The organism is Nocardia puris (genome assembly GCF_003315035.1).
In the GTDB taxonomy this organism is placed as follows: domain Bacteria; phylum Actinomycetota; class Actinomycetes; order Mycobacteriales; family Mycobacteriaceae; genus Nocardia; species Nocardia puris.
Genome location: NZ_QNRE01000012.1, coordinates 44,031 through 65,476, shown reverse-complemented (window position 1 = coordinate 65,476; position 21,446 = coordinate 44,031). Strand labels below are relative to the sequence as shown.

19 protein-coding genes are annotated in these 21,446 nt (G+C 69.9%); 10 read left to right on the top strand and 9 right to left on the bottom strand.

Features of this window, described 5'->3' with window-relative positions; genetic code table 11:
• Positions 1-60: 60 nt before the first annotated feature.
• The 5 genes from pdxH (at position 61) to DFR74_RS25365 (ending at position 5,306) form a co-directional block, all read left to right on the top strand.
• Positions 61-816, top strand: coding sequence for a pyridoxamine 5'-phosphate oxidase (gene pdxH / locus DFR74_RS25385; protein ID WP_084537954.1), 756 nt, complete (start codon positions 61-63; stop codon positions 814-816).
• Positions 817-864: 48 nt separating this feature from the next.
• Positions 865-2,148, top strand: a complete 1,284-nt coding sequence (locus tag DFR74_RS25380) for an MFS transporter (RefSeq protein WP_084537955.1) — start codon at positions 865-867, stop codon at positions 2,146-2,148.
• 157 nt (positions 2,149-2,305) lie between these two features.
• Complete coding sequence (locus DFR74_RS25375; RefSeq protein ID WP_084537956.1) at positions 2,306-3,610, top strand: citrate synthase; 1,305 nt, start codon at positions 2,306-2,308, stop codon at positions 3,608-3,610.
• A 25-nt stretch (positions 3,611-3,635) separates the two neighbouring features.
• Complete coding sequence (locus tag DFR74_RS25370) at positions 3,636-3,995, top strand: FKBP-type peptidyl-prolyl cis-trans isomerase (protein ID WP_067511703.1); 360 nt, start codon at positions 3,636-3,638, stop codon at positions 3,993-3,995.
• A 141-nt stretch (positions 3,996-4,136) separates the two neighbouring features.
• Positions 4,137-5,306, top strand: coding sequence for a YhgE/Pip domain-containing protein (locus DFR74_RS25365; RefSeq protein WP_067511705.1), 1,170 nt, complete (start codon positions 4,137-4,139; stop codon positions 5,304-5,306).
• 269 nt (positions 5,307-5,575) lie between these two features.
• Here the strand turns inward: DFR74_RS25365 and DFR74_RS25360 are convergent, their stop codons facing one another.
• The 5 genes from DFR74_RS25360 to DFR74_RS25340 all read right to left on the bottom strand — a co-directional run bounded on the left by DFR74_RS25360 (position 5,576) and on the right by DFR74_RS25340 (position 9,978).
• Positions 5,576-6,355: an ESX secretion-associated protein EspG gene (locus DFR74_RS25360; RefSeq protein ID WP_067511707.1), complete on the bottom strand. Its 780-nt coding sequence runs from the start codon at positions 6,353-6,355 to the stop codon at positions 5,576-5,578.
• Between the two features lie 67 nt (positions 6,356-6,422).
• On the bottom strand, positions 6,423-7,577 hold the full coding sequence (locus DFR74_RS25355) for a WXG100 family type VII secretion target (RefSeq protein WP_067511709.1): 1,155 nt from the start codon (positions 7,575-7,577) through the stop codon (positions 6,423-6,425).
• A 12-nt stretch (positions 7,578-7,589) separates the two neighbouring features.
• On the bottom strand, positions 7,590-8,084 hold the full coding sequence (locus DFR74_RS25350) for a hypothetical protein (protein ID WP_067511711.1): 495 nt from the start codon (positions 8,082-8,084) through the stop codon (positions 7,590-7,592).
• A gap of 29 nt (positions 8,085-8,113) precedes the next feature.
• Positions 8,114-8,734: a DUF3558 domain-containing protein gene (locus DFR74_RS25345; RefSeq protein WP_170160798.1), complete on the bottom strand. Its 621-nt coding sequence runs from the start codon at positions 8,732-8,734 to the stop codon at positions 8,114-8,116.
• Positions 8,735-9,060: 326 nt separating this feature from the next.
• On the bottom strand, positions 9,061-9,978 hold the full coding sequence (locus DFR74_RS25340) for an NAD-dependent epimerase/dehydratase family protein (RefSeq protein ID WP_067511717.1): 918 nt from the start codon (positions 9,976-9,978) through the stop codon (positions 9,061-9,063).
• 109 nt (positions 9,979-10,087) lie between these two features.
• Between DFR74_RS25340 and DFR74_RS25335 the strand changes: the two genes are divergently transcribed.
• Positions 10,088-11,029, top strand: a complete 942-nt coding sequence (locus tag DFR74_RS25335) for a GlxA family transcriptional regulator (RefSeq protein ID WP_067511719.1) — start codon at positions 10,088-10,090, stop codon at positions 11,027-11,029.
• Positions 11,030-11,053: 24 nt separating this feature from the next.
• On the opposite strand, the gene DFR74_RS25330 is transcribed toward DFR74_RS25335, so the two are convergent.
• The 4 genes from DFR74_RS25330 to DFR74_RS25315 form a co-directional block, all read right to left on the bottom strand.
• Complete coding sequence (locus DFR74_RS25330; RefSeq protein WP_067511721.1) at positions 11,054-12,460, bottom strand: sensor histidine kinase; 1,407 nt, start codon at positions 12,458-12,460, stop codon at positions 11,054-11,056.
• Between the two features lie 28 nt (positions 12,461-12,488).
• The gene (locus tag DFR74_RS25325; RefSeq protein ID WP_067511724.1) at positions 12,489-13,190 is read right to left on the bottom strand and encodes a response regulator transcription factor; all 702 of its coding nucleotides are present in this window, start codon (positions 13,188-13,190) and stop codon (positions 12,489-12,491) included.
• Between the two features lie 153 nt (positions 13,191-13,343).
• A complete protein-coding gene (locus DFR74_RS25320; protein WP_067511725.1) occupies positions 13,344-13,730 on the bottom strand; it encodes a hemophore-related protein in 387 nt (128 codons plus the stop codon).
• 113 nt (positions 13,731-13,843) lie between these two features.
• On the bottom strand, positions 13,844-15,853 hold the full coding sequence (locus DFR74_RS25315) for an AMP-binding protein (RefSeq protein ID WP_228790491.1): 2,010 nt from the start codon (positions 15,851-15,853) through the stop codon (positions 13,844-13,846).
• Positions 15,854-16,265: 412 nt separating this feature from the next.
• Here DFR74_RS25315 and DFR74_RS25310 point away from each other — a divergent pair, with 412 nt between their 5' ends.
• The 4 genes from DFR74_RS25310 to DFR74_RS25295 are packed head-to-tail and all read left to right on the top strand — an operon-like array spanning position 16,266 to position 21,399.
• Positions 16,266-20,027: an ATP-binding protein gene (locus DFR74_RS25310; protein WP_113975294.1), complete on the top strand. Its 3,762-nt coding sequence runs from the start codon at positions 16,266-16,268 to the stop codon at positions 20,025-20,027.
• Positions 20,024-20,437 carry a roadblock/LC7 domain-containing protein gene (locus DFR74_RS25305; RefSeq protein ID WP_067511728.1) on the top strand — a complete coding sequence of 138 codons (414 nt, stop codon included), beginning with the start codon at positions 20,024-20,026 and terminating at the stop codon, positions 20,435-20,437. Before DFR74_RS25310 ends, DFR74_RS25305 begins: the two co-directional genes overlap by 4 nt.
• 7 nt (positions 20,438-20,444) lie before the next feature.
• Positions 20,445-20,816 (top strand): DUF742 domain-containing protein, encoded by a 372-nt coding sequence (locus tag DFR74_RS25300; protein WP_067511729.1) that lies wholly within the window; start codon positions 20,445-20,447, stop codon positions 20,814-20,816.
• Positions 20,797-21,399, top strand: coding sequence for a GTP-binding protein (locus DFR74_RS25295; protein ID WP_174867263.1), 603 nt, complete (start codon positions 20,797-20,799; stop codon positions 21,397-21,399). Before DFR74_RS25300 ends, DFR74_RS25295 begins: the two co-directional genes overlap by 20 nt.
• Positions 21,400-21,446 lie beyond the last annotated feature (47 nt).

The window sequence follows — 21,446 nt, the reverse complement described above, 5'->3', positions numbered from 1 at the left end:
CGAGCACATGCCGATCACCAGAACCTTAGCTCCCTGCTACCGCGGAGTAACGTCTGCCCCATGCGTGACCTGGACAATGAGGCGCCCGCCGCGGCGCCGATCCCGACCGCGCCGGGCCCGGAGACGACCGGTGCGCCCGGGCCCACCGACCTGTCCGCGATGCGGGCCGAGTACGGCGGCCCGCCGTTCGGCTCCGGCGAGGACACCGATCTGGACGAGACCTGGCTGGCCGGGGGCTGGGAGCCGCTGCTGCGGCACTGGATCGAGCAGGCCACCGCGGTCGGCATCCCCGAGCCCAACGCGATGGTGGTGGCCACCGTCGCGGTGACCGGCGGGCAACCTCGCCCGGTCGCGAGAACCGTGCTGTGTAAAGGGCTCTCGCCGGAAGGTGTGACTTTTTACACGAATTACGACTCCGCCAAGGGGCGGCAATTGGCCGAGGTGCCGTTCGCGGCGGCCACGTTCCTGTGGCCCGCGCTGGGCAGGCAGGTGCACGTGCGCGGCCCGGTCACCAAGACCTCCGCCGAGCAGACCGCCGTGTATTGGCGTGCCAGGCCGCGCGATTCGCAGCTGGGCGCGTGGGCCTCGCGGCAATCCCAGCCGATCTCCTCGCGCGCCGAACTCGACCGCACGCTGGCCGAGACCGCCGAGCGCTTCGCCGGCGTCGAGGAGATTCCCGTGCCGCCGCACTGGGGCGGCTACCTGCTGCGCCCCGACGAGGTCGAGTTCTGGCAGGGTCGCCGGGGCCGCCTGCACAACCGGATCCGGGTGCGGGTGATCGACGGCCGGATGACGGTCGACCGCCTGCAACCGTGACCCATATACATGTGATGAATTCGCGCTGACGCGCTACTCTCCCGTCGCGTGAAGCTGCTCGCCGACACCACACCGCTGCGCTACCCCGATTTCCGGCGCCTGTGGACCACCAACATCGTGACCGTGATCGGCGCGCAGCTGGCCGTGGTGGCGGTGCCGACGCAGATCTTCCAGATCACCGGCAGCTCCGGCTATGTCGGGCTGTCCGGGCTGTTCGGCCTGGTGCCGTTGGTCGTGTTCGGGCTGTGGGGCGGCGCGCTCGCCGACGCGATGGACCGGCGGGTGCTGCTGATCATCACCACCGCGGGCACCGCCCTGACCGCCGTGCTCTTCTGGGCCCAGGCCGCCGCCGGACTCGACAACGTGTGGCTGGTGCTCACGCTGTTCGCCGTGCAGCAGGCCTTCTTCGCGGTGAACCAGCCCACCCGCAGCGCCGCCATCTCGCGCCTGCTGCCGCCCGAACAGCTCGCCGCCGCCAGCTCGCTGAGCATGACCGTGCAGCAGGTCGGCGCCATCGCGGGCCCGGTGCTGGCCGGCGCGCTGATCCCGGTGATCGGGCTGTCCACGCTGTACCTGGTGGACGCGGTGGCCCTCACCATCACGCTGTGGGCGGTATGGCGGCTGCCCGCCATGCCGCCGGCCGGGGCCACCCGCAGCGCCGGGCTGCGCGCCGTGTTCGACGGCTTCTCCTACCTGGCGACCCAGCCGGTCCTGCTGGCCTCGTTCGTCGTCGACGTCATCGCGATGGTGTTCGGCATGCCGCGCGCCCTGTTCCCGCAGATCGCGCACGAGACCTTCGCCGACCCCGCCACGGGCGGGGTGGCGCTGGGCCTGCTGTTCGCGGCGATGTCGGCGGGCGCGGTGCTCGGCGGTGTCTTCTCCGGCTGGATACCGCGCATCCGCAGGCAAGGGCTGGCCGTGCTGATCTGCATCGCGCTGTGGGGCGTGGCGATGGTGGGATTCGGCGTCGCGGTGGGCCTGGCCGGGCAGTGGTTCGGGCTGGGCGTGTGGCTGTGGATCGCGCTGGGATTCCTGGCCTTCGGCGGCGCGGTGGACATGGTCTCGGCCGCGCTGCGCACCGCCATGTTGCTCACCGTGGCGACCGACGAGATGCGCGGGCGGCTGCAAGGGGTGTTCATCGTGGTGGTCGCGGGCGGGCCGCGCATCGGTGATGTTGCCCACGGTTTCGCCGCGGCGAGCCTGGGTACGGCCGTGGCCTCGGCGGGCGGCGGTGTGCTCGTCGTGGTGGGCGTGATGCTCGCCGCCGTGGCGTTCCCCGCGTTCGTGCGGTACAAGGTAGCGCGGACGCACCCCGCTCCGCTGCCCGGATGACGGCGGAAACCTCACGTGAGGCCCACAGGTTTGTGAGGTCGCCGGGTGGGCACCCTCGTGGCCGGGCGGAGTGGACAGCGACTAGCGTCTAGGTAATCGCACCGCCGTGCCGACCGCACTTCGATGCCGACGGTCCTAGCCTGAGAGGGATCCTTCTGTGCCCGAGAACGACCACATCAACGACGCCAAGCCGGTCCTGAGCTATCCCGGTGGCGAATACGCCATGACCGTCACCGGAGCCTCGGAAGGCAACGACGGTATCGACCTCGGCAAACTGCTGGCCAGCACCGGGTACGTCACCTACGACCCCGGTTTCATGAATACCGCGCCCACCAAGTCGGCGATCACCTACATCGACGGCGAGGCAGGCATCCTGCGCTACCGCGGGTACCCGATCGATGAGCTGGCCGAGCGCTCCACCTTCATCGAGGTCAGCTACCTGCTCATCTACGGCGAGCTGCCCTCGCAGGCCCAGCTCGACGAGTTCACCGACCGCATCCGCCGCCACACGCTGCTGCACGAGGATCTCAAGCGGTTCTTCGACGGCTTCCCGCGCAACGCGCACCCGATGCCGGTGCTCTCCTCCGCGGTGAACGCCCTGTCGGCGTACTACCAGGACTCGCTGGACCCGCGCGACCCCGAGCAGGTCGAGCTGTCCACCATCCGCCTGCTGGCCAAGCTGCCCACCATCGCGGCCTACTCCTACAAGAAGTCGGTCGGCCAGCCGTTCCTCTACCCGGACAACTCGCTGAGCCTGGTGGAGAACTTCCTGCGCATGACCTTCGGCTTCCCGGCTGAGCCCTACGAGGTGGACCCCGAGGTGGCCGCCGCGCTGGACATGCTGCTGATCCTGCACGCCGATCACGAGCAGAACTGCTCCACCTCCACGGTGCGCCTGGTCGGCTCCTCCGACGCCAACCTGTTCACCTCGGTCTCGGGCGGCATCAACGCGCTGTGGGGCCCGCTGCACGGCGGCGCGAACCAGGCCGTGCTGGAGATGCTCGACGACATCAAGGCCTCCGGCGGCGACGTCAAGGAGTTCATCCGCATGGTCAAGAACAAGGAAGACGGCGTGAAGCTCATGGGCTTCGGGCACCGCGTCTACCGCAACTACGACCCGCGCGCCGCCCTCGCCAAGAAGCACGCCGACGCCATCCTGCGCAAGCTCGGCGGCGACGACGAACTCTTCGACATCGCCCAGGCGCTCGAAGAGGCCGCGCTCACCGACGAGTACTTCATCGAGCGCCGCCTGTACCCGAACGTCGATTTCTACACCGGCGTCATCTACAAGGCCATGGGCTTCCCGACCCGCATGTTCACCGTGCTGTTCGCGATGGGCCGGCTGCCCGGCTGGATCGCGCACTGGCGCGAGATGCACAGCGAGCCGCTGAAGATCGGCCGTCCGCGCCAGATCTACACCGGATACGGCGCGCGCGAATACCGTGAGATCACCAACCGCTGAACCAACTATCGAAGGGGATAGCCGCATGACCAAGCCGGTTGTCGAATTCCAAGGGGGCCCCGCGCCCACCGAGCTCGTGATCAAGGACATCATCGAGGGCGAGGGCAAGGAGGCCGTGCCGGGTGGCACCGTCGAAGTGCACTACGTCGGCGTCGAATTCGACACCGGTGAGGAATTCGACTCGTCGTGGAGCCGCGGTGAGTCGATCGTGTTCCCGCTGCGCGGCCTCATCCAGGGCTGGCAGGACGGCATTCCCGGTATGAAGGTCGGCGGACGTCGTCAGCTCACCATTCCGCCGGAGCTGGCCTACGGGCCGGCGGGTGCGGGTCATCAGCTGGCGGGTAAGACCCTGGTCTTCGTCATCGATTTGCTGAACGCGAACTGATTTCTGCCGTTCGACGCTGAACGCGTATGCCCCATGTTCTCTAGAGAACATGGGGCATATCGCGTTTCAGGGTTGGGACCCTTACCGAATTCTCAGAGAATCGCCGATGGTGTTGCCAGAGGCGGTGTTTAGCGTTCTGGTGTGATCGGAAATCGCGGACGCTGGGTGCTGCTCGTTGTCGGGATCTTTACCGCCGGGGCGATCGGTGGTGTGGTGACGGCCTGCTCCGGGGGCGGGGACGCGCCCACCGGGATCGCGCTGGTGAACCAGGACGCGGGTCCCACGGGGGAGCGGATCGCGCAGGCGTTGCAGCAGGACGGCGGCGGATACGAGTGGACCGTCGCCGAACCCGGCGCGAGTGCCGACGACTACGCGGCCGTGATCACCCTGCCCGCGGATCTCACCGAGTCGATGGGGACCCTGGCGACCACGGAGCCGAAGCGGGCCAAGGTCACCGTCACCGCGCACGAGAACGCCGACGACGCGTTCGTCGACGGCGCGGCGCGCGAGGTGACGCACCGGATCGGCGCGGCGGGCGTGGACGCGGCGCTGGCGGTCGTCTCGCAGGCGCGCACCCAGCTGAGCGGTGTGCAGTTGAACGCGCAGCTGCTGAGCGCGGGCGTGAACGCGGCGGCGCAGGGCGCGGATCAGTTCAGTTCGGGCGCCGATCAGCTGCTCGGTTTCCTCGACTTCGCGAAAGAGGGCTCCGCGCAACTCACCTCGGCCATCGCGATCCTCAACGAGACCGTGGACGGGGCCGCCGCCCAAGCCGAACAGTTGGCCTCCGCGCTGGATTCCACGGGCGTGACCATCGCGCAGGTGCAGCAGACCGCCGGGACCGTCAGCGGCGGCCTGGACCAGATCCTGCCGCTGCTGCGCGCGCTGCCCTTCGCGGGCGATCCCGCGGTGGCCGACATCATCGCGAAACTCGAAGGGCTGCGGGCGGTCTCGAGTCAGGCGGGCGCGCAGCTCGAGGGGTTGGACCTGCTGGTCGGCGGCGCGGTGGACCCGAACACCGATCTGGGCACGCTGCTGCGCACCGTCGTCGGGCGGTTGCAGGGTGCGAGCGCGCAGCTCAACGAGGGCGCGAAGCTCGCGGAGGGCCTGCCGCAGCTGGCCGAACAGGGCGGCGCCCAGCTGGTGGAGGCCATCTCGATGATGACCGGCGGTGTCACCCAGCTCCAGCAGATTGTCGGCAACCTCAACACCCAGACCGGCAAGGCCATCGAGGCGCTGCCGATGCGCGGCGCCGCGCAGCAGTCCGCCATCGCGCTGGCGCTGACCGATCCGGTCGACATCGTCAGGGAGTGAACAGGACAGCCGAGACGTCCCGCGCGCAGGCCCGCTCGTTCACGCGGACGGCCGCAGTGCCGATCGTCGCGCCGGTCCCGTATCGATCCCACCCGGCCCCGACGTGCGGCCGCGTTCCTCGCGCAGCGTGGTGCGTGTCGCTGTCGCGCGGTCGGGCTCGTGTGCCCGCGGGTTGTCGTCATCCCGAGACGCCGAGTATCAGCTCGACTCCGCCTTGCCGGATCGCGACCTGAGCGACGGAGGTATCCGGCCAGAGGTCGACGGCAGGCCTACACCCATTCCTCGCGTTCGGCTTCGGCGTCGCGCAGGCGGCGTTCGGCGCGGTCGAGCCAGCCGGTGAAGGTCGCGCCGAGTTCGGCGGGGGTGGTGGGTCGCACGGTGATGTTCTGGCCGGTGCTCTCGGTGTAGCGGCCGTCGCCGCTGATGTCCCACCACTGGAGGGTTTCGACGGCCTCGGGGCGCGAGTGCAGCGGCCCCACCCGCAGCCCGGCGGAGCCGCCACCGTCGGCGGGGCGGTGCAGGAGCCGGCGGTAGCGTTCGCGCGGGGTGTTGCGGGCGTTGTCGCGCAGGTAGGTGCCCTGGTCGGCGCGCAGGTCGCCGGGGTGGAAGGTGGCGGGCGGTTCCAAGCCGGGACGGCAGGCGGGGATGGAGCGGACGATATGCGCCGCAAGGGATTCCGTGCTCACCGCTCGCAGACGGATGGGCCCGTTCACCTCCGCGCGCACGGTCTGGAACGCGACGACCGCGCTGAATCTGTTGCGCGCGCCGACGATCCGGTACTGCTTCACATCGCCGGTGCTGTCCTTGTGCTTGCGGGTGCCGCCGAGGATCTCGATACGCATCTCCGAGGTGGACAGGGTGTGCAGCGCGAGCTCGATCCGCTCCAGCTCGCCGGCCGGGTAGCGGCCGCGCACGGTCAGGCGGTGGCGGGCGAAATCGTTCTGAAAGGCGAAGCGGCTCAGGTACTTCAGCGGGCGTGGGAAGCGGTCGTTGGCGTCGCTGTACCAGAGGGCGGCGAAATCCTCGGGGTCCCAGGTCCATTCGAGCATCGGTATATCCATTCGGTCGTACTGCGGGCCGCCGCGGCGCTCCCGCGGCGGGCCGGTCGGCGGTGGGCTAGTCGGACGGGTGCTCGCCGATCACACCGCCGGGAATGGTCTTCGGGATCTCACCGAGCAGCTCATCGGTGTTCTCCTGGTTGATCAGGTAGTCGGGGACGCCGCGGTTGGACTCTTCGTCACCCTTGCCGCCGCGCGCGCCCGCGCCGGGCATGCCCATACCGCCGAGGCCCGACATCGCGCGGTTCGTCGCCGCGGAAGCCGCGCCGGCGGAACCGGAACCCGGAACCCCTTGCAGGCTTTGGACACTGCGGCCCGGGGACGGCGTGCTGCCGGGTCCGGGCGAGCCGGGAGTGCCGGGTCCCGGCGAGCCGGGCGTGCCCGCCGGGTTGGTGCCCGAGGGGACGGTCGGGGTGGTCGGGCGGTTCTGATCCGGTTGCGTGGAAGCGGGATTGGTCGACGACGGGTCCGTCGAGGCGGGGTCGGTCGAGGTGTCGTCCGTGTCGTCGGGAGTCTCGTCGTCCGGCTGCTCTTCCTCCTCCGGCTCCTCCGTGGCGGGGTCTTCCCCCGTGCCCGGGCCGGGCGTGCCCGGGCCTGGCGTGCCAGGGCCGGGGGAGCCCGGCGTGCCGCCCGGATCGTCGCTGTTGGCGCCCGTCGGGGTGGAGATGTCGAGGGGGTTGGTCGGGTCGACCGGTTTCGGGAGGACGGGGATCTGGCCGTCGAGTCCGAGGAAGGGTTTGACGTAGTAGTCGCTCATGACCGCCTGCGCCTCTTCCTGACGATCCTCGATCACGGAGTCGCGGTTGGTGCCGACCCACGGCCAGGAATCCTTGTGCAGGGGGTGCTTTTCCTCGACGGGCTCGGGGAGACGGTTATTGGTCTCGGAGATCGCCTGCGCGGCGGCGGCCACCCGCGTGCCGAGAAGCCGCAACGGGTCGGTCATCTCGTGCGCGGACTTCGTGTACCGCTCGATCGCGTCCTTCGACTGCGTCGCGGCTTCGCCCTCCCACGCGGTCGAGATCGACTTCTTGATACTCGAATCGAACACGCCTACACCGGCTTCCCATTGGGTGGCCAAAGCGCTGTAGCGCGAGGCGATATCGTGCCCGGAGCCGGGCTGCAACGGGTTGAACGCCGCGCTGATATCGACGTGCTTGTACTTGCGAGGGTTCTCGCCGCCGTCGGTGATGCGGGTCTGTTCGTTCTGGGTCATGTCGCGATCGCCCTACGGGGAGAGCGGTTCGGGCTGGGGTGAGGCGGTTGTGACACCGGGCTGGCTGGGGACCGCCCGGATCGGGGTGGGGTGCTCGGGTAGTCGTTCGAGGAGGGCGTTGACGCGTTGGGCGAACTCGGCGTCGGCGGCGATGTAGCGGTCTTTGATGACGTTGTGCAGCGTTTGGATGTCCTGGACGATCTTGTAGTGCTCGTCGAGGACGGCGTAGACGCTGTTGTCGGAGCCTTTGGCTTTTTCCTTGAAGCGGCTGACCAGGGTTTGAGCGGAGGTCAACATGGGCACGTCGGCGCCGATGCCCCACTGGCTGGCTTCGATGTTGGCGATGTCCTCGGCTTCACGCTGCATGTTCTCGATCAGCTCGAGAAAACGGGTGCAGTCGCGGTCGATGTAGACGAAGTCTTCCGGCTCGATCCGTAGCCCGAGCCGACCTTCCCGTGCCTCGGTGATCAGGTTCGCCAGCGGCGATGGCGTGTCGTTATCACTCATCGGTCCCCCTTCAAGTGTGGGTGGTTTGTTCAGCTGTCAGCTGGAAGCGTTGGGACGACCTTCTCCGCCAGGTTTCGGGCGTGGTCACAAGAGTCGATGTCAGGCGCGTTGCGGGATGATGACCTGACGACGTGGAACTCGAGGCTGCCGCCCTTCATCTCCACGTTGATGTTGCATACCTCCGGTCCGCGATCACTGCGCCGCGCGCTGATGGCTGGACGGCCACCTATCGTGAGTTCGCGACCTTCTCCGTAGAACTCTTTGCGGACGAAATCGAGGGTCATATTCGTCACGCGGATGGACACCGAGTAGGTCTGAGACCGTACCCAGCCGCAACCGCGCCACATCACCTGTGCCCCCCAGGCGTCGGCGTGGGCAGTGTTCGGGATGACCCCCGGACGCAACTCCTCGGCGTCCAGCAGGCTCTGGGGCACATCCGTGCACGGGTCGTACGACTGCGGCACGTCCGGTTCCAGCCCCAGCGAGTTCTTCCCATCCTCCGCACTCGTACTGGTACCCCCGCCGGCCGGCTGCGCCTCCCCGTCGGTGGTCGACCCACACCCGACCAACCCGGCCCCGGCCGCCACCACTCCCAGAATGCAAACAGCCCTGGTAACGGCTCGCATCGTCACCCCCGCTTCCCGTTCCACGGTCACTCGGTCGCGGCAACTATATCCAACAGGCAATCCTCCAGGCTGCCGCGTCAACCACCCGGACCCGCGGGAACGACCGTGCCCCGCACCGAGCCGCATCCATCCTCACACCTACTTGGACGCGGCTACTTGCAATCTGGTTCCCCCTGATTTTCATGCCACGCGAACACCCATGCGGGCGGCGAACCGCACCACGGAGTGGTCCGAGTGCCGTGTAACCGGCCGGGCCGCTGGAGTGTTCGTGTCGGACGCCTGACGGCTCGCGGTCGGGTTGTGATCGCCGACGGTGAGCGGTGCATACGTAGCCCTTCCGCGTACTCGATTCAGTAGGTGCCGAAGCGGGCGGTGTCGGCGAGCACGGTGTCGATGGGCGTGGGGGACAGGTCGAAGGTGCGCTGGGTGAGGGCCGAGTCGAAGACGTCGGGGTGCTCCAGCGAGTAGAACATTTCGATCAGCTCCGCCATGACGGGGTCGTCCGCGCCCGCCCATGCCAGATCGGTCCGGGACATCGGAACCAACTGGGGCGCGGGCGATTCGGTCAGCGTCGCGAGGCGCTCTACGACATCCCGCAACGACATGACCGTCGACGGCACGTGCCAGGCCCGTCCCCAGGAACGTTCGTCGCGGGCGACGGTGGCCAGGGTCAGTGCGACGTCGTCGACGTACGACCAGCTCTTCGGCACGTCCGGGTCGCCGGGGTAGCCGGCCGGTTCCCCGGCGAGCACGTTGCGTGTCACCAGAAAGTTGAACACCGATCCGGCGTCTCGGCCCAGGTAGTCCGAGGCGCGCACTTCGGCGACGCGCACCCGGCCTGCTTCGTGGGCGGCCTTCGCGTCGAGCCACATACGTGCTCGCACAGCACCTTTCACCGCGACCGGCGACATGGGCAGGTCCTCGGTCATGGGACCGTCCACCCGGCCGTAGCCGTAGGTGTTGCTCAGCGAGACGTAGTTCGCGCCAGTGCGTTCGGCGGCGGCGAGCACGCTTTCGGCGATGGGCGGAAAGTCCGTGGGCCACCGGTCGTAGGCGGGCCAGGTGGTGTTGATCAAGGTCAGCGCGCCCGCGGTCAGCGCCGCGAGTCTGTCGGCGTCACTGGTGTCACCGACCACCTTGTCGATCAGCGGATGGTCGGGTCCGAGCCCACGCCGGCTGATCAGCCGTACCCGCTCACCGGCCTCGGCGAGCAGCAGCGCGGTCCGGCTCCCTGTGCTCCCGGCACCGGCGACGACGTGCAGAGACATTGTATTCCTCCTCGACTGGGGCCACCCCGCGGCGGTCCGCACCTGACTCTGTCGGGCACGAAGCGGGTATGGTAGTGGCTTGAATGCCACATATTCCAAGGATCGAGCCATGCACCGTGTTGTCGTTCTCGCCGTCCCTCCGGTGACCACCTTCGATCTCGCGATTCCCGAAATGGTCTTTCCCGCAGTGCGAGTCGACGACGTGCCCGTCTACGAAGTGGTGGTGTGTACAGCCGATCCGGGCATCGTGCCGGGATACACCGGACGCGACGTGGTGGTCGAGTGCGGCCTGGACCAACTGGAGACGGCCGACACCGTCATAGTCACCGGAACCGGCGCCCGCGGCGAATCCGACCCCCGCGTCTTGACCGCCCTGCGCGCGGCCGCCGATGCGGGTACGCGCATCACCTCGATCTGCACCGGGGCGTTCGTGTTGGCCCAGGCGGGTCTGTTGGACGGGAGGCCCGCGACCACCTATTGGCTGTACTCGGCCGAGATGCGCGCCCGGTTCCCCGCGGTGGACCTGCGACCGGATGTGCTCTTCGTCGATGACGGTGAGATCCTCACCTCGGCCGGATTGGCCGCCGGGCTGGACCTGTGCGTGCACATCGTGCGCCGCGATCACGGTGCGGCCGTGGCCAACGCGGTGGCGCGCCTGGCCGTCGTCGCGCCCCTCCGCCCCGGTGGCCAAGCGCAATTCATCGAAAATCCGCTCCCGCCGGAAACCGGCACTTCGTTGGCAGAAACCCGCGCGTGGGCGTTGGCACGCCTCGACGAACCACTCACGCTGCGTGAGCTGGCCGCCCACGCCCACATAAGCATCCGTACTCTCACGCGCCGCTTCCGCGCGGAAACGGGATCCAGTCCCCTGCAATGGCTTCTGCACCAGCGGATCGACCGGGCGCGGGAACTGCTGGAAGTCACCGACCTGCCCGTGCCCGAGGTCGCCCGTCGATCCGGCCTTGGCACCGGGGAATCGCTGCGCCTGCACCTGACGAGACGGCACGGCCTGACCCCCAGCGCATACCGCACCGCGTTCAGCCGCAAGTGAGCTCCGCCGCAGCGGCGTTCGGGCTCAGCGTCCGGGGGGCCCGTCCGAACCCGGCTGCGACGCAACGTGCCCGCGCTCGGGGAGGTCGAGCACGAGTCGCGCTCCGCCCAACGGACTGTTCTCGAAATACGCTCGCCCACCGTGTAATTGGGCCTGTTGGGCGACGAGCGCGAGGCCGAGCCCGGATCCGCCTTTGCTGGCCTGGCTGCCCCGGTAGAAGCGAGCGAAGACGGCGTCGCGTTCGCCGGCGGGGATGCCGCGGCCGTTGTCGTCGACCGCGATGACGATGCGTCCGTCGGGAGTGCGGTGCGCGGACACCACGGCCTCGGTGGCGCGGCCGTGTTTGACGGAGTTGGCGAGGGCGTTGTCGACCGCCAGGCGCAGGCCGGCGGGCAGGCCGCGGGTGACGAGTTCGGCGTCGGTGTCGATGCGCACGGACAGGCCGGGGAAGTGGCGCATGGCGTCGTGGGCGGCCTGGTCGCACAGGTCGCCGACGTCGGTGTCCACGTGGTCGCTGTCGTTGATCAGGTCGCCGGTGGCCAGGCGCTCCAGCGCGGCGAGGGTGGCCTCCACCCGGCCCTGGCTGCGTTGCAGGTCGACGAGGATCTCGGCGCGCTGGGCCTCGTCCAGGTCGAGGGTGCGCAGCACCTCGAGGTCGGTGCGCATGGCGGTGAGCGGGGTGCGCAATTCGTGCGCGGAGACGGCCGCGAAATCGCGCGCGGTCTCCAGTGCGGCGGCGGTCTGGGCCTGCGCCTCGTCCACGCGCTCGAGCATGAGGTTGACCGCGTCGGCGAGCTTCTCCGCCTCCCGCATGCCCGAACCGTCCACGGGCGGAAGGGGATTCTCCGGATCGGGGAAGGCGCTGCGCGCGCCCACCTGCCGGGTGAGGTCCACGATGGGCCGCACCGCGCGCCCGGCCAGTACCCAACCGAGCGCACCGGCCGCCGCCACGGCGAGCAGCGCACCCAGGAGCACCCACCGCTGCTGTTCGGCGGTGGCGCGCGCGGCCTCGTCGGCGGGGATGCCGAGCGACACCGTGCGCCCCGGCGGCTGATTCCGGGTGGTGGTGAGGACGCGATAGGGAATGCCGTCGACGGTGACGGTCTGCGAGCCGGTCGGCAGATCGGGGAGCTGCACGGGGCTGCTCGCGACCACGGCGCCGTCGTCGCGCACGGTGACGGCCATGTCCTCGTTGAGCCCGGTGAGCCCGAGCACGCCGACCGCGATCACCGGGTCGATGAGCACCAGCCGCGACGCGACCGTCAGCTGCTGATCGCTCTGCTGGAGGTTGTTGCGCTCGATGGCCTGCACCGTGATGCCGCTGAGCGCCGTCACGATGATCACCGCACCGGCCGCCGCGGCCCCGGCGACCCGGGTCCGCAACGAAAACGTCCGGCGCGGACGCTTTTTCGCCGGTGGGCGCGCGGTCATCGGTCTTCCGGTCCGCGATATACGGCGGTCACTTCGGTGCTCGCAGCACGAACCCCACACCGCGAATGGTGTGGAGCAACCTTGGGGTGTCGTCGATTTCGAGTTTGCGGCGCAGATAGCCGACGAACACGTCCACCACATTGGTGTCGGCCGCGAAGTCGTAGCCCCACACGAGTTCCAGCAATCGCTCGCGACTCAGCACGACACCCGCGTTGCGGGCCAGCGTCGACAGCAACTCGAACTCCCTTTTCGTGAGCTCGATTTCCTTGCCGTGCAACAAAGCTCGGTAGCCGGCCACATCGACTTCGAGCGGCCCCACGGTGATCGCGCCCGGAGTCGCGGGAGCCGGGGTGTCGGTGCGGCGGCGCAACAGCGCCCGTATCCGCGCGACGAGTTCGGCCAGAACGAAAGGTTTTACGAGGTAGTCGTCGGCGCCGGATTCCAAGCCGGAGATCCGGTCGTCCACCGACGCGCGGGCGCTCAGCACGCAGATCGGCACCTCGTTGCCCATGGCGCGCAGCGCCGTCACCACGCCCGCGCCGTCCAGCACCGGCATGTTCATGTCCAGCACGATGGCGTCGGGCGCGTGCTCGTTCACGCTGCGCAGCGCGGCGGCGCCGTCGCGGGCGACCAGCACCTGGAAACCGGACAGGCGCAGGCCGCGCTCGACGGAGGCCAGCACGTCCTCGTCGTCGTCCACCACGAGAACGGTCGGTGTCGCTGGGGTCACGGCATCGGCGCCTCTCCGTGTCGGCGTGACGGCGGTCCGGCCGGGACCCGCGCCACGTCGCCCGCCGTGCGCGGGCGCGTGCTCGAAGGTACCCAGCCGGACGCCGGATCAGCGGATCGGTCGCGCATGTCGGGCGGGCGCGTCACGGATCGGTCAGTACTGGTGGCAGACCGCCGCCACTTCGGCGATGGTGTCGCGCAGCTGCGCGGCGCGCGGATCGTTCTCCGCCTGCCGCGCCGCCTCCGGGTTCTCCGCCAGCAGCCGCTCGAACTCGGCGCGGCGCTGCTCCACCGGCTGATCGAAGCGGCGCTGGAGCTCGGCCTTCTGGGTGGGGTTGGCGTCGAGGATCGCGGCCAGCTGCGGCGCCTTGTCGTGCAGGGCGGCGTCCACCTGGGCGAAGGTGCAGTCCGAGGTGAGCAGGGGCCCGACCAGCTCGGCCGGATCGGCCGCCGCGACCGCGGGCGTGAGCAGCACGGTGACGGTGGCGAGGCCGCCCGCGGCGAGCGCGGCGAGGCCGGTGGTACGGCGGATTCGGTTCATCGGTGATGCCTCCGAGGGGTCGAGGGGTGGCGCGTAACCACCTCCGACGGTATTACCCCGCGCTGGCACGGGGGTGAACCCGCCATGAGAAAGCTCTGAGAGCGGCCGGGAAATCAGGACGGCGCAACGGAATCCGCGCCGGGCGGGTCCGCGTCGCCGTTCTCGGCCGCGGCCAGCGCGTCGGCGCGGGCGGTGATGATCTGGTCCTCCAGCGCCGCGAGCACGCCGCGGTCCTCGATGGTCGAGGGCACCTCGTACTCGTCGCCCGCGGTGATCTGGCGGATGGTCTTGCGCAGGATCTTGCCCGATCTGGTCTTGGGCAGCCCGGCCACGACCACCGCGTCGTGCAGGGCGGCGATCGCGCCGATCTGCTCGCGCACCCGCTGGGCCAGCTCGTCGCGCAGGCGGTCGGGCTCGATCTCCGCGCCTTCCTTCAGCACGACGTAGGCGATCGGGCGCTGGCCCTTCAACTCGTCGGGCAGGCCGATCACCGCGCACTCGGCCACGGCGGGGTGTCCGGAGATCGCGGCTTCTATGCTGCCCGCCGAGAGCCGGTGCCCGGCCATATTGATCACGTCGTCGCTGCGGCCGAGGACGAAGAGGTAACCGTCTTCGTCGACGTAGCCGGAGTCCCCTGTCGTGTAGTGGCCGGGGAAGGCGGACATATAGGAACGGATGAGCCGGGGCTCGTCGTGCCATAGGCCGGTCAGGGTGCCCGGCGGCATCGGCAACCCGATGACGATATTGCCCTCGGTGCCGACGGGGACCGGGTTGCCCTCCGCGTCCAGCACTCGAATGCGATACCCGGGCACCGGGACCGACGCCGACCCCGGCTTGATCGGCAGCTCCTGCAACCCGAGCAGGTTGGCGCAGATCGGCCAGCCCGTCTCCGTCTGCCACCAGTGGTCCACCACCGGGCAGTCGGGCCGGTCGGCCAGCAGTGTGTCGCGCGCCCACTCGTAGGTGGCCGGATCCAGCCGCTCACCGGCGCAGAACAGCGCACGCAACCCCGACAGGTCATGGTTGCGGGCCAGCTTGGCGTCGGGATCGGCCTTGCGGATGGCGCGCAGCGCGGTCGGCGCGGTGAACAGCACCCGCACCCCGTGCTCGGCCACCACCCGCCAGAACGCGCCCGCGTCGGGGGTGCCGACCGGCTTGCCCTCGTACAGCAACGTCGTGGCACCGACCAGCAGCGGCGCGTACACGATGTAGGAGTGGCCCACGACCCAGCCGACATCGGAGGCGGCCCACATCACCTGACCGGGCCCCACGTCGTAGATATTGCGCATCGACCAGGTCAGCGCCACGGCGTGACCACCGTTGTCGCGCACCACGCCCTTCGGCTTCCCGGTGGTGCCCGAGGTGTAGAGGATGTACAGCGGATCGGTCGCGGCCACCGCAACGGGCTCGGCGGGCTCGGCGCCACGCACCGCGTCGTCCCAGTCCAGCCACTGCGCGGCAACCGTCTCGGCCGAACTCGGCAGGGAGTCGGTGGCCGCCTGCGGCGCGGCGAAGGTGATGGTCTCGAACTTGCCGGGCCGCTGCTTGACCACCACGTGGCGCGGCGCGGTGGTCTTCGCGAGGTCCAGCGCCTGGAGCACGATCGGCGGATATTCGATCCGGCGGCCGGGTTCCAGCCCCCCCGACGCGGTGACAATGAGCACAGGTTCGGCGTCGTCGATGCGGGCCGCCAGCTCGGGTGCGGCGAACCCGCCGAACACCACCGAGTGCACCGCGCCGATGCGCGCGCAGGCCAGCATCGCGATCACGGCTTCGGGGATCATCGGCAGATAGATGACGACCCGGTCACCCTGCCGCACGCCGAGTCGCAGCATGGCGCCGGCGAAGGTCGCGACCTCGTCGAGCAGCTCCGCGTAGGTGTAGACGACCTTGGTATCGGTCATAGCGGAGTCGTATATAAGGGCGGGCTGGTCGGCCCGGCCGCCCTCGGCCACCGGGCCGGTGCGCACGTGCCGATCGAGGGCGTTGTACGAGGTATTCAGCGTGGCGTCGGGAAACCACCTGGTCACGGGGCGGGCGCTGGTGTCGGAGAGCTGGGTGGGCGGGGTCACCCAGTCGATCGCGCCGGCCGCGCCGGACCAGAACTCCGCGGGGTCGACCAGGCTGGTCTGGTAGACCGGCCGGTAGCCCCGCTTGGCGTCCGGGCCCGGCTTCGGGTCGCCGCCCCCCGCCGACTCGCCGCGCGATGTTGTGCTCAACCCCGACTCCCTAGCTTCGCCTCGATGCCCGCCTCGATAGATCTGCATGATTGTGGCAGACTTCACGCGACGCCCGGGTGGGTGCCGCGACCTCTGGTTATGCCTGGAACGGGCAGGTCAAGGCCCGTAGCTCTACTCGGTGTCACCCAAGCTGTTATTGATCCGTTAGAATCTGATGTCACTTATTTGGGCCGTCGTAGACGCAATTTCTCGGCCAGCCGCAGTTCTCGGCCAGCTCCACCCGTCGAGCCAGCATGCGATTGTGGAGGTTCGCTGATGGCGCGTGGATGGGGCCAGTTTGGAAAGTGAGTGGGAGATGCGTGACGCCGCTAGGTCCGGCAAGAAGCGCTGGGCGCTCGGCAATTGGGACCTGCGCTGGAAGGTTACGGCGGTTCTCGCCGTGCCGCTGGCGGTCGCGGTGGGGCTCGGCGTGTCGAGGATCACCGCGGAGTTCTCCGAGGCGAACCGGCTGGAGTCGGTCGCCGAGAGCGTCGAGGCGATTCCGGCCGTCACCGGCCTGAGCGCCACGGCCGCCACGGTCGCGGGCGGCCAGATGGCCACGGTGATACCGGGCATCGAGATCGTCGCCGACGCGGATCTCGCCGCGCTCGGCGCGGCGATCGCCACCGCGGAGGGCGCGCTGGGCAGCCTGGGCGACACCCCCGAGGCCGCGGCCGCCCTGCGCAACATGATCACCGAGGCCAAGGGCATCGAGTCGCGCGGTAAGGCCTACCAGGCGTCGTCCGAGGCGCTGGGCGTCATCGACACGATCCGCAATAACAGCGTGCGCATCGTGGAGAACGTCGTCTCGCAGGTCAGCGACCAGCGTATGGACGCGGCCAAGCTACGTCTGGTCGACTCGCTGAACACCCGCGCGGCGCTGGTCGGCGAGATCGCGGCCTCGACCGAGTTCCTGCAGGATTCCAAGGGCGGCATCCAGAACTTCCTGGTCGCCGCCAACACCGAGAACGCGCTGCTGAACGTGCTGGCCAACCGCCTGCCCGAGGGCGACGCCACGATCGCGGATCTGCGCGCGGGCGTGGAGACCCGGATCGACCTGGTCGACAGCCCCGAGACGCAAGCGGGCCGCCCGCCGGTGTTCGAGATCAAGGGCTCGCTGGAGAGCAGCATCGACGCCTACGAGCTGCTGGTCGCGAAGGCCACCGACGACATCGACAGCGCGATGACCTCGCTGGCCGGCACCGCCAACCGCGACGCCTGGACCTACACCGGCGTCGTCATCGCGACCATCCTCGCGGCGCTGCTGCTCGCGGTGTTCGTCGCGCGCTCGATGATCGTGCCGCTGCACCGCCTGCGCCTGGCCGCCCTGCGCGTCGCCGAGAGCGATCTGCCGCACGAGGTCGCCCAGCTGCGCAACGGCGCCGCCCCCGAGGACGTGCCGCTGGAGCCGATGCCGGTGCGCAGCACCGAGGAGATCGGCCAGCTGGCCCGCGCCGTCGACGACATCCACGGGCAGGCGCTGCGCCTGGCCAGCGATCAGGCGCAGATGCGCGCCCAGGTCAACGACATGTTCGAGACCCTGGCGCGCCGCTCCAAGTCGCTGATCGACCACCAGCTCAGCCTGATCGAGGCGATGGAGTACGACGAGAAGGACCCGCGCCTGCTGGAGAACCTGTTCCGGATCGACCACCTGGCCGCTCGCATGCGCCGCAACGGCGACAACCTGCTCATCCTGGCCGGCACCAAGCAGCGCCGCGCCAAGTCCGCCCCGGTCGAGATCGCCGACGTGCTGCGGGCCGCGATCTCCGAGGTGGAGGACTACGAGCGGGTGAAGCTGGGCGCGACCCCGCGCGGTTCGCTCAAGGAACCGGCCGCCTCCGACCTGGCGCACCTGTTCGCCGAGCTGCTCGACAACGCGCTGCGCGCCTCGCCGCCGGAGACCGACGTCAAGTTCACCTTCGCCCAGGCGCACGACAAGGGCCTGCTGATCGAGGTCGCCGACCGCGGCATCGGCATGCCGCCCGCGGAGATGGCCGAGATCAACCGCAGGCTCGAGCAGACCGCCGAGCCCGGTCCCGACACCGCCCGCCACATGGGCCTGTTCGTGGTCGGCCGCCTGGCCGAGCGCCACGGCCTGACGGTGCGGCTGCGCCCGACGTTCGACACCGCGCGCGACCCCGGCGTCACCGTCACGGTGCACGTGCCGGTCGGCTTGATCGTGGCCGGGCAGCCGATCTCGGCGCCGCAGCCGCTCACCCCGTCGGTTCCGACGCCCGCTCCGGCGCCCGCGCCGGAGCGTCCGTCCACGCCGACGTCGATGCAGACCCGCGCGGTCACCCGCACGCCGAGCGGCAACATGATGGTCACCGTCGATCCGGGCGTGAGCGGGCCGATTCCGGTCGGCAAGCCCGAGCAGACGGGTCCGGGCGGATTGCCGCAGCGGCAGCCGGGTGCGGCCATGTCGCCCTCGCTGCGCCAGGACTCGGCCCAGTCGAGCCCGACCCTGCGCCCCGCCCCCGGGCAGCCCGGACAGGCGACGGGTGCGCCGCAGCGCGGCAAGCTCGCCGCGGCCGCCATGCCCAAGCGCACCTTGGCCCCCGGTGGGCCGAAACCGCCCACCCCGCCCGGTGCGCCCACCCCGCCGCCCGCGGTCGCCGGTCCCACGCCGGGTCGCACCGCGCCGCCGGAGGGCAAGGGTGGCCTGCCGCAGCGTCAGCCGGGTGCCGCGGGCGCCCCGCCGCCGCCCACGGGCGGACTGCCGCAGCGTCAGCCGGGCTCCAACGGCGCCCCGGCTCGCGACGGCCTACCCCAGCGGGACGCCGCGAGCGGCGCCCCGCAGCGGGATGGTGGGCTGCCGCAGCGTCAGCCGGGTGCGAACGGTGCGCCGTCGTCGCGTGAGGGTGGGCCGAGTGGTCTGCCGCAGCGTGAGGGTGGTCTGCCCCAGCGTGATCCGGCCGCCGGTGGTCTGCCGCAGCGTGAGAGCGCGTCCGGTGGACTTCCGCAGCGTGATCCGGCTGCCGGTGGACTGCCGCAGCGGGACAGTGCCTCCGGTGGACGTCCCCAGCGCGAGGGTGGGCCGAACGGCTTGCCGCAGCGTGACGGTGGCTTGCCGCAGCGTCAGCCGGGTGCGAACGGTGCGCCGTCGCGTGAGGGTGGGCCGAACGGTCTGCCGCAGCGCGAGAGTGCTTCGGGCGGTCTGCCGCAGCGTGAGGGCGGCGTGCCCCAGCGCGACCAGGCCGAGGGCGGCCTCCCACAGCGGGATTCGGCCGCGAACGGCCTGCCCCAGCGTGAGGGCGGCGCCAACGGCCTGCCGCGTCGTGATCCCGGCGCCAACGGTGCCCCGCAGCGCGACGGCGGCCTGCCGCAGCGCCCGGCGGGCAACGGTCTGCCCCAGCGCGACCCGGGCGGTTTGCCGCAGCGCGATCCGGGTGCGGGTGGTCTGCCGCAGCGTCAGCCCGCTCCGGCGGCCGGGCCGCAGCAGTCCGCGCCCAACGGTTTGCCGCAGCGCGCACCCGCCTCGAACGGTCTGCACCAGCGGGCGCCCGAGGGACTGCCCCAGCGCGATCCCGGCGCCACCGTGCTGCCCCAGCGCGAGGCGCCCCCCGGGGTGGCCCTGCCGCAGCGGGAGCGCACCGCGCCCGCCGCGCACGAGTCCGCCGACGGCGGACAGGCCGGGGCCCGCGACCCCGGCAAGCACAGCTACCGGTCCAACCCGGCCAAGACGGCCTCGTTCTTCCAGACCCGGCTCCAGCCCGCCGCTGAACCCGGATCGCCGATGGACAGCCCGATCTTCGCCGAGATGATGTCGGCCTGGCTCGCCGACCCGAACCCGGACCGCTCCCAGATCGCCGCCTCCTTCGAATCACCCGGTGACGAAGGATGGCAGGCGGCCCGCCGGGCCAGCGAGGCCCAGGCCGAACAGAAGACCGCCGCCGGCTTGCCTCAACGCAATCCGGGCGGGAGGCTGGTCCCCGGCGCCGTCAGCGGTGCCGCGGATCGGGCGCCGAGCCGAGATCCGGAATCGATCAGGTCCAGCTTGAGTCGCCACCAGCAGGGCGTCCGGGATGGCCGCGCAATGAGAGCAATGAACCTAACCGGAGACAAAGGAGACCGATGAACCCCGATCTAGGTGGTACGAATCGTCAGCTGGATTGGCTGGTTTCGAACTTCGCCAACGAGGTTCCTGGCGTAGCTCATGCCGTCCTGGTCTCGGCTGACGGACTGCTCATGGCCGCGAGCTCGCAGCTGCCCGTCGATCGCGCCGAGCAGCTCTCGGCCGTGACCGCCGGACTGGCCAGCCTCTCGGTGGGCGTATCGAATCTGTTCGAAGGCGGCACGGTCCTGCAATCGGTCGTCGAGATGGAGCACGGCTACCTGCTGCTCATGGCGGTCGGCGACGGCTCCTACCTCGCGGTGCTGACCAACACGTCCTGCGATATCGGACAGGTCGGCTACGAAATGGCCCTGTTGGTCGAGCGTGTCGGCCAGACGGTTCAGGCCACGCCACGCGTCACGATGGGTTCCTGATGGTGGGATGGACATAGAAGATCACGGCGTGGGGAGCGAGCCCAGCCTCGTGCGCCCTTACTCACTGACCGCCGGTCGCACCAGACCGAAGGTCGAGTTGGCGCTGGAGGCTCTGGTCGCATCGCATCCGGTCGCCCTGGAGCGGCAGTTCGAACTGACCAACATCGAGACGTCCATCGTGGAGTTGTGCAGAGAATCGCCGTCCGTCGCCGAAGTAGCGGCGCGGCTCGGTATTCCGATCGGTGTGGCGCGGGTACTCGTAGCCGACCTGATCGAGGCCGGGCACGTGCGCGTTTCGGCGACTTTGAAAGACGATTCCAGCGACGATGAACGTCGCGAGCTGATCGAAAGGGTTCTCAGTGGACTCCGGCGTATTTGATTCGACGGCACAGGTCGACACCCGCACCAGCAAGCCCACTTCGGCGAAGATCGTGGTCGCGGGCGGTTTCGGTGTCGGCAAGACCACGCTGGTCGGTGCCGTCTCGGAGATCGTTCCGCTGCGTACCGAGGCATTGGTCACCAATGCCAGTACCGGAATCGACAACCTGACCGGTATCCCGATGAAGTCCACCACCACGGTGGCCATGGACTTCGGCAGGATCAGTCTCGCGGACGATCTGGTGCTGTATCTGTTCGGTACGCCGGGCCAGTACCGGTTCTGGTTCATGTGGGACGACCTGATCCGCGGCGCGATCGGCGCCGTGGTGCTGGTCGACACCCGCAGGCTGGAGGACAGCTTCGCGGCCGTCGACTACTTCGAAGCGCGCAACCTGCCTTTCCTGGTGGCGCTCAACGAGTTCGACGACGCGCCGCGGTACCCGATCGAGGACATCCGGCAGGCCCTCGCGGTCCCCGCCGACGTCCCGATCCTGTCCATCGACGCGCGGCGGCGCGAGCCCGCCAAGCAGGCGCTGGTCGCGCTCACCGAATACGCCCTGCGCAAGGTCATGCAGGGTTACTGATCAACGGGCGGCAGCCGCCCCCTGCGGCTGCCCTCCCTCGTGGGCGC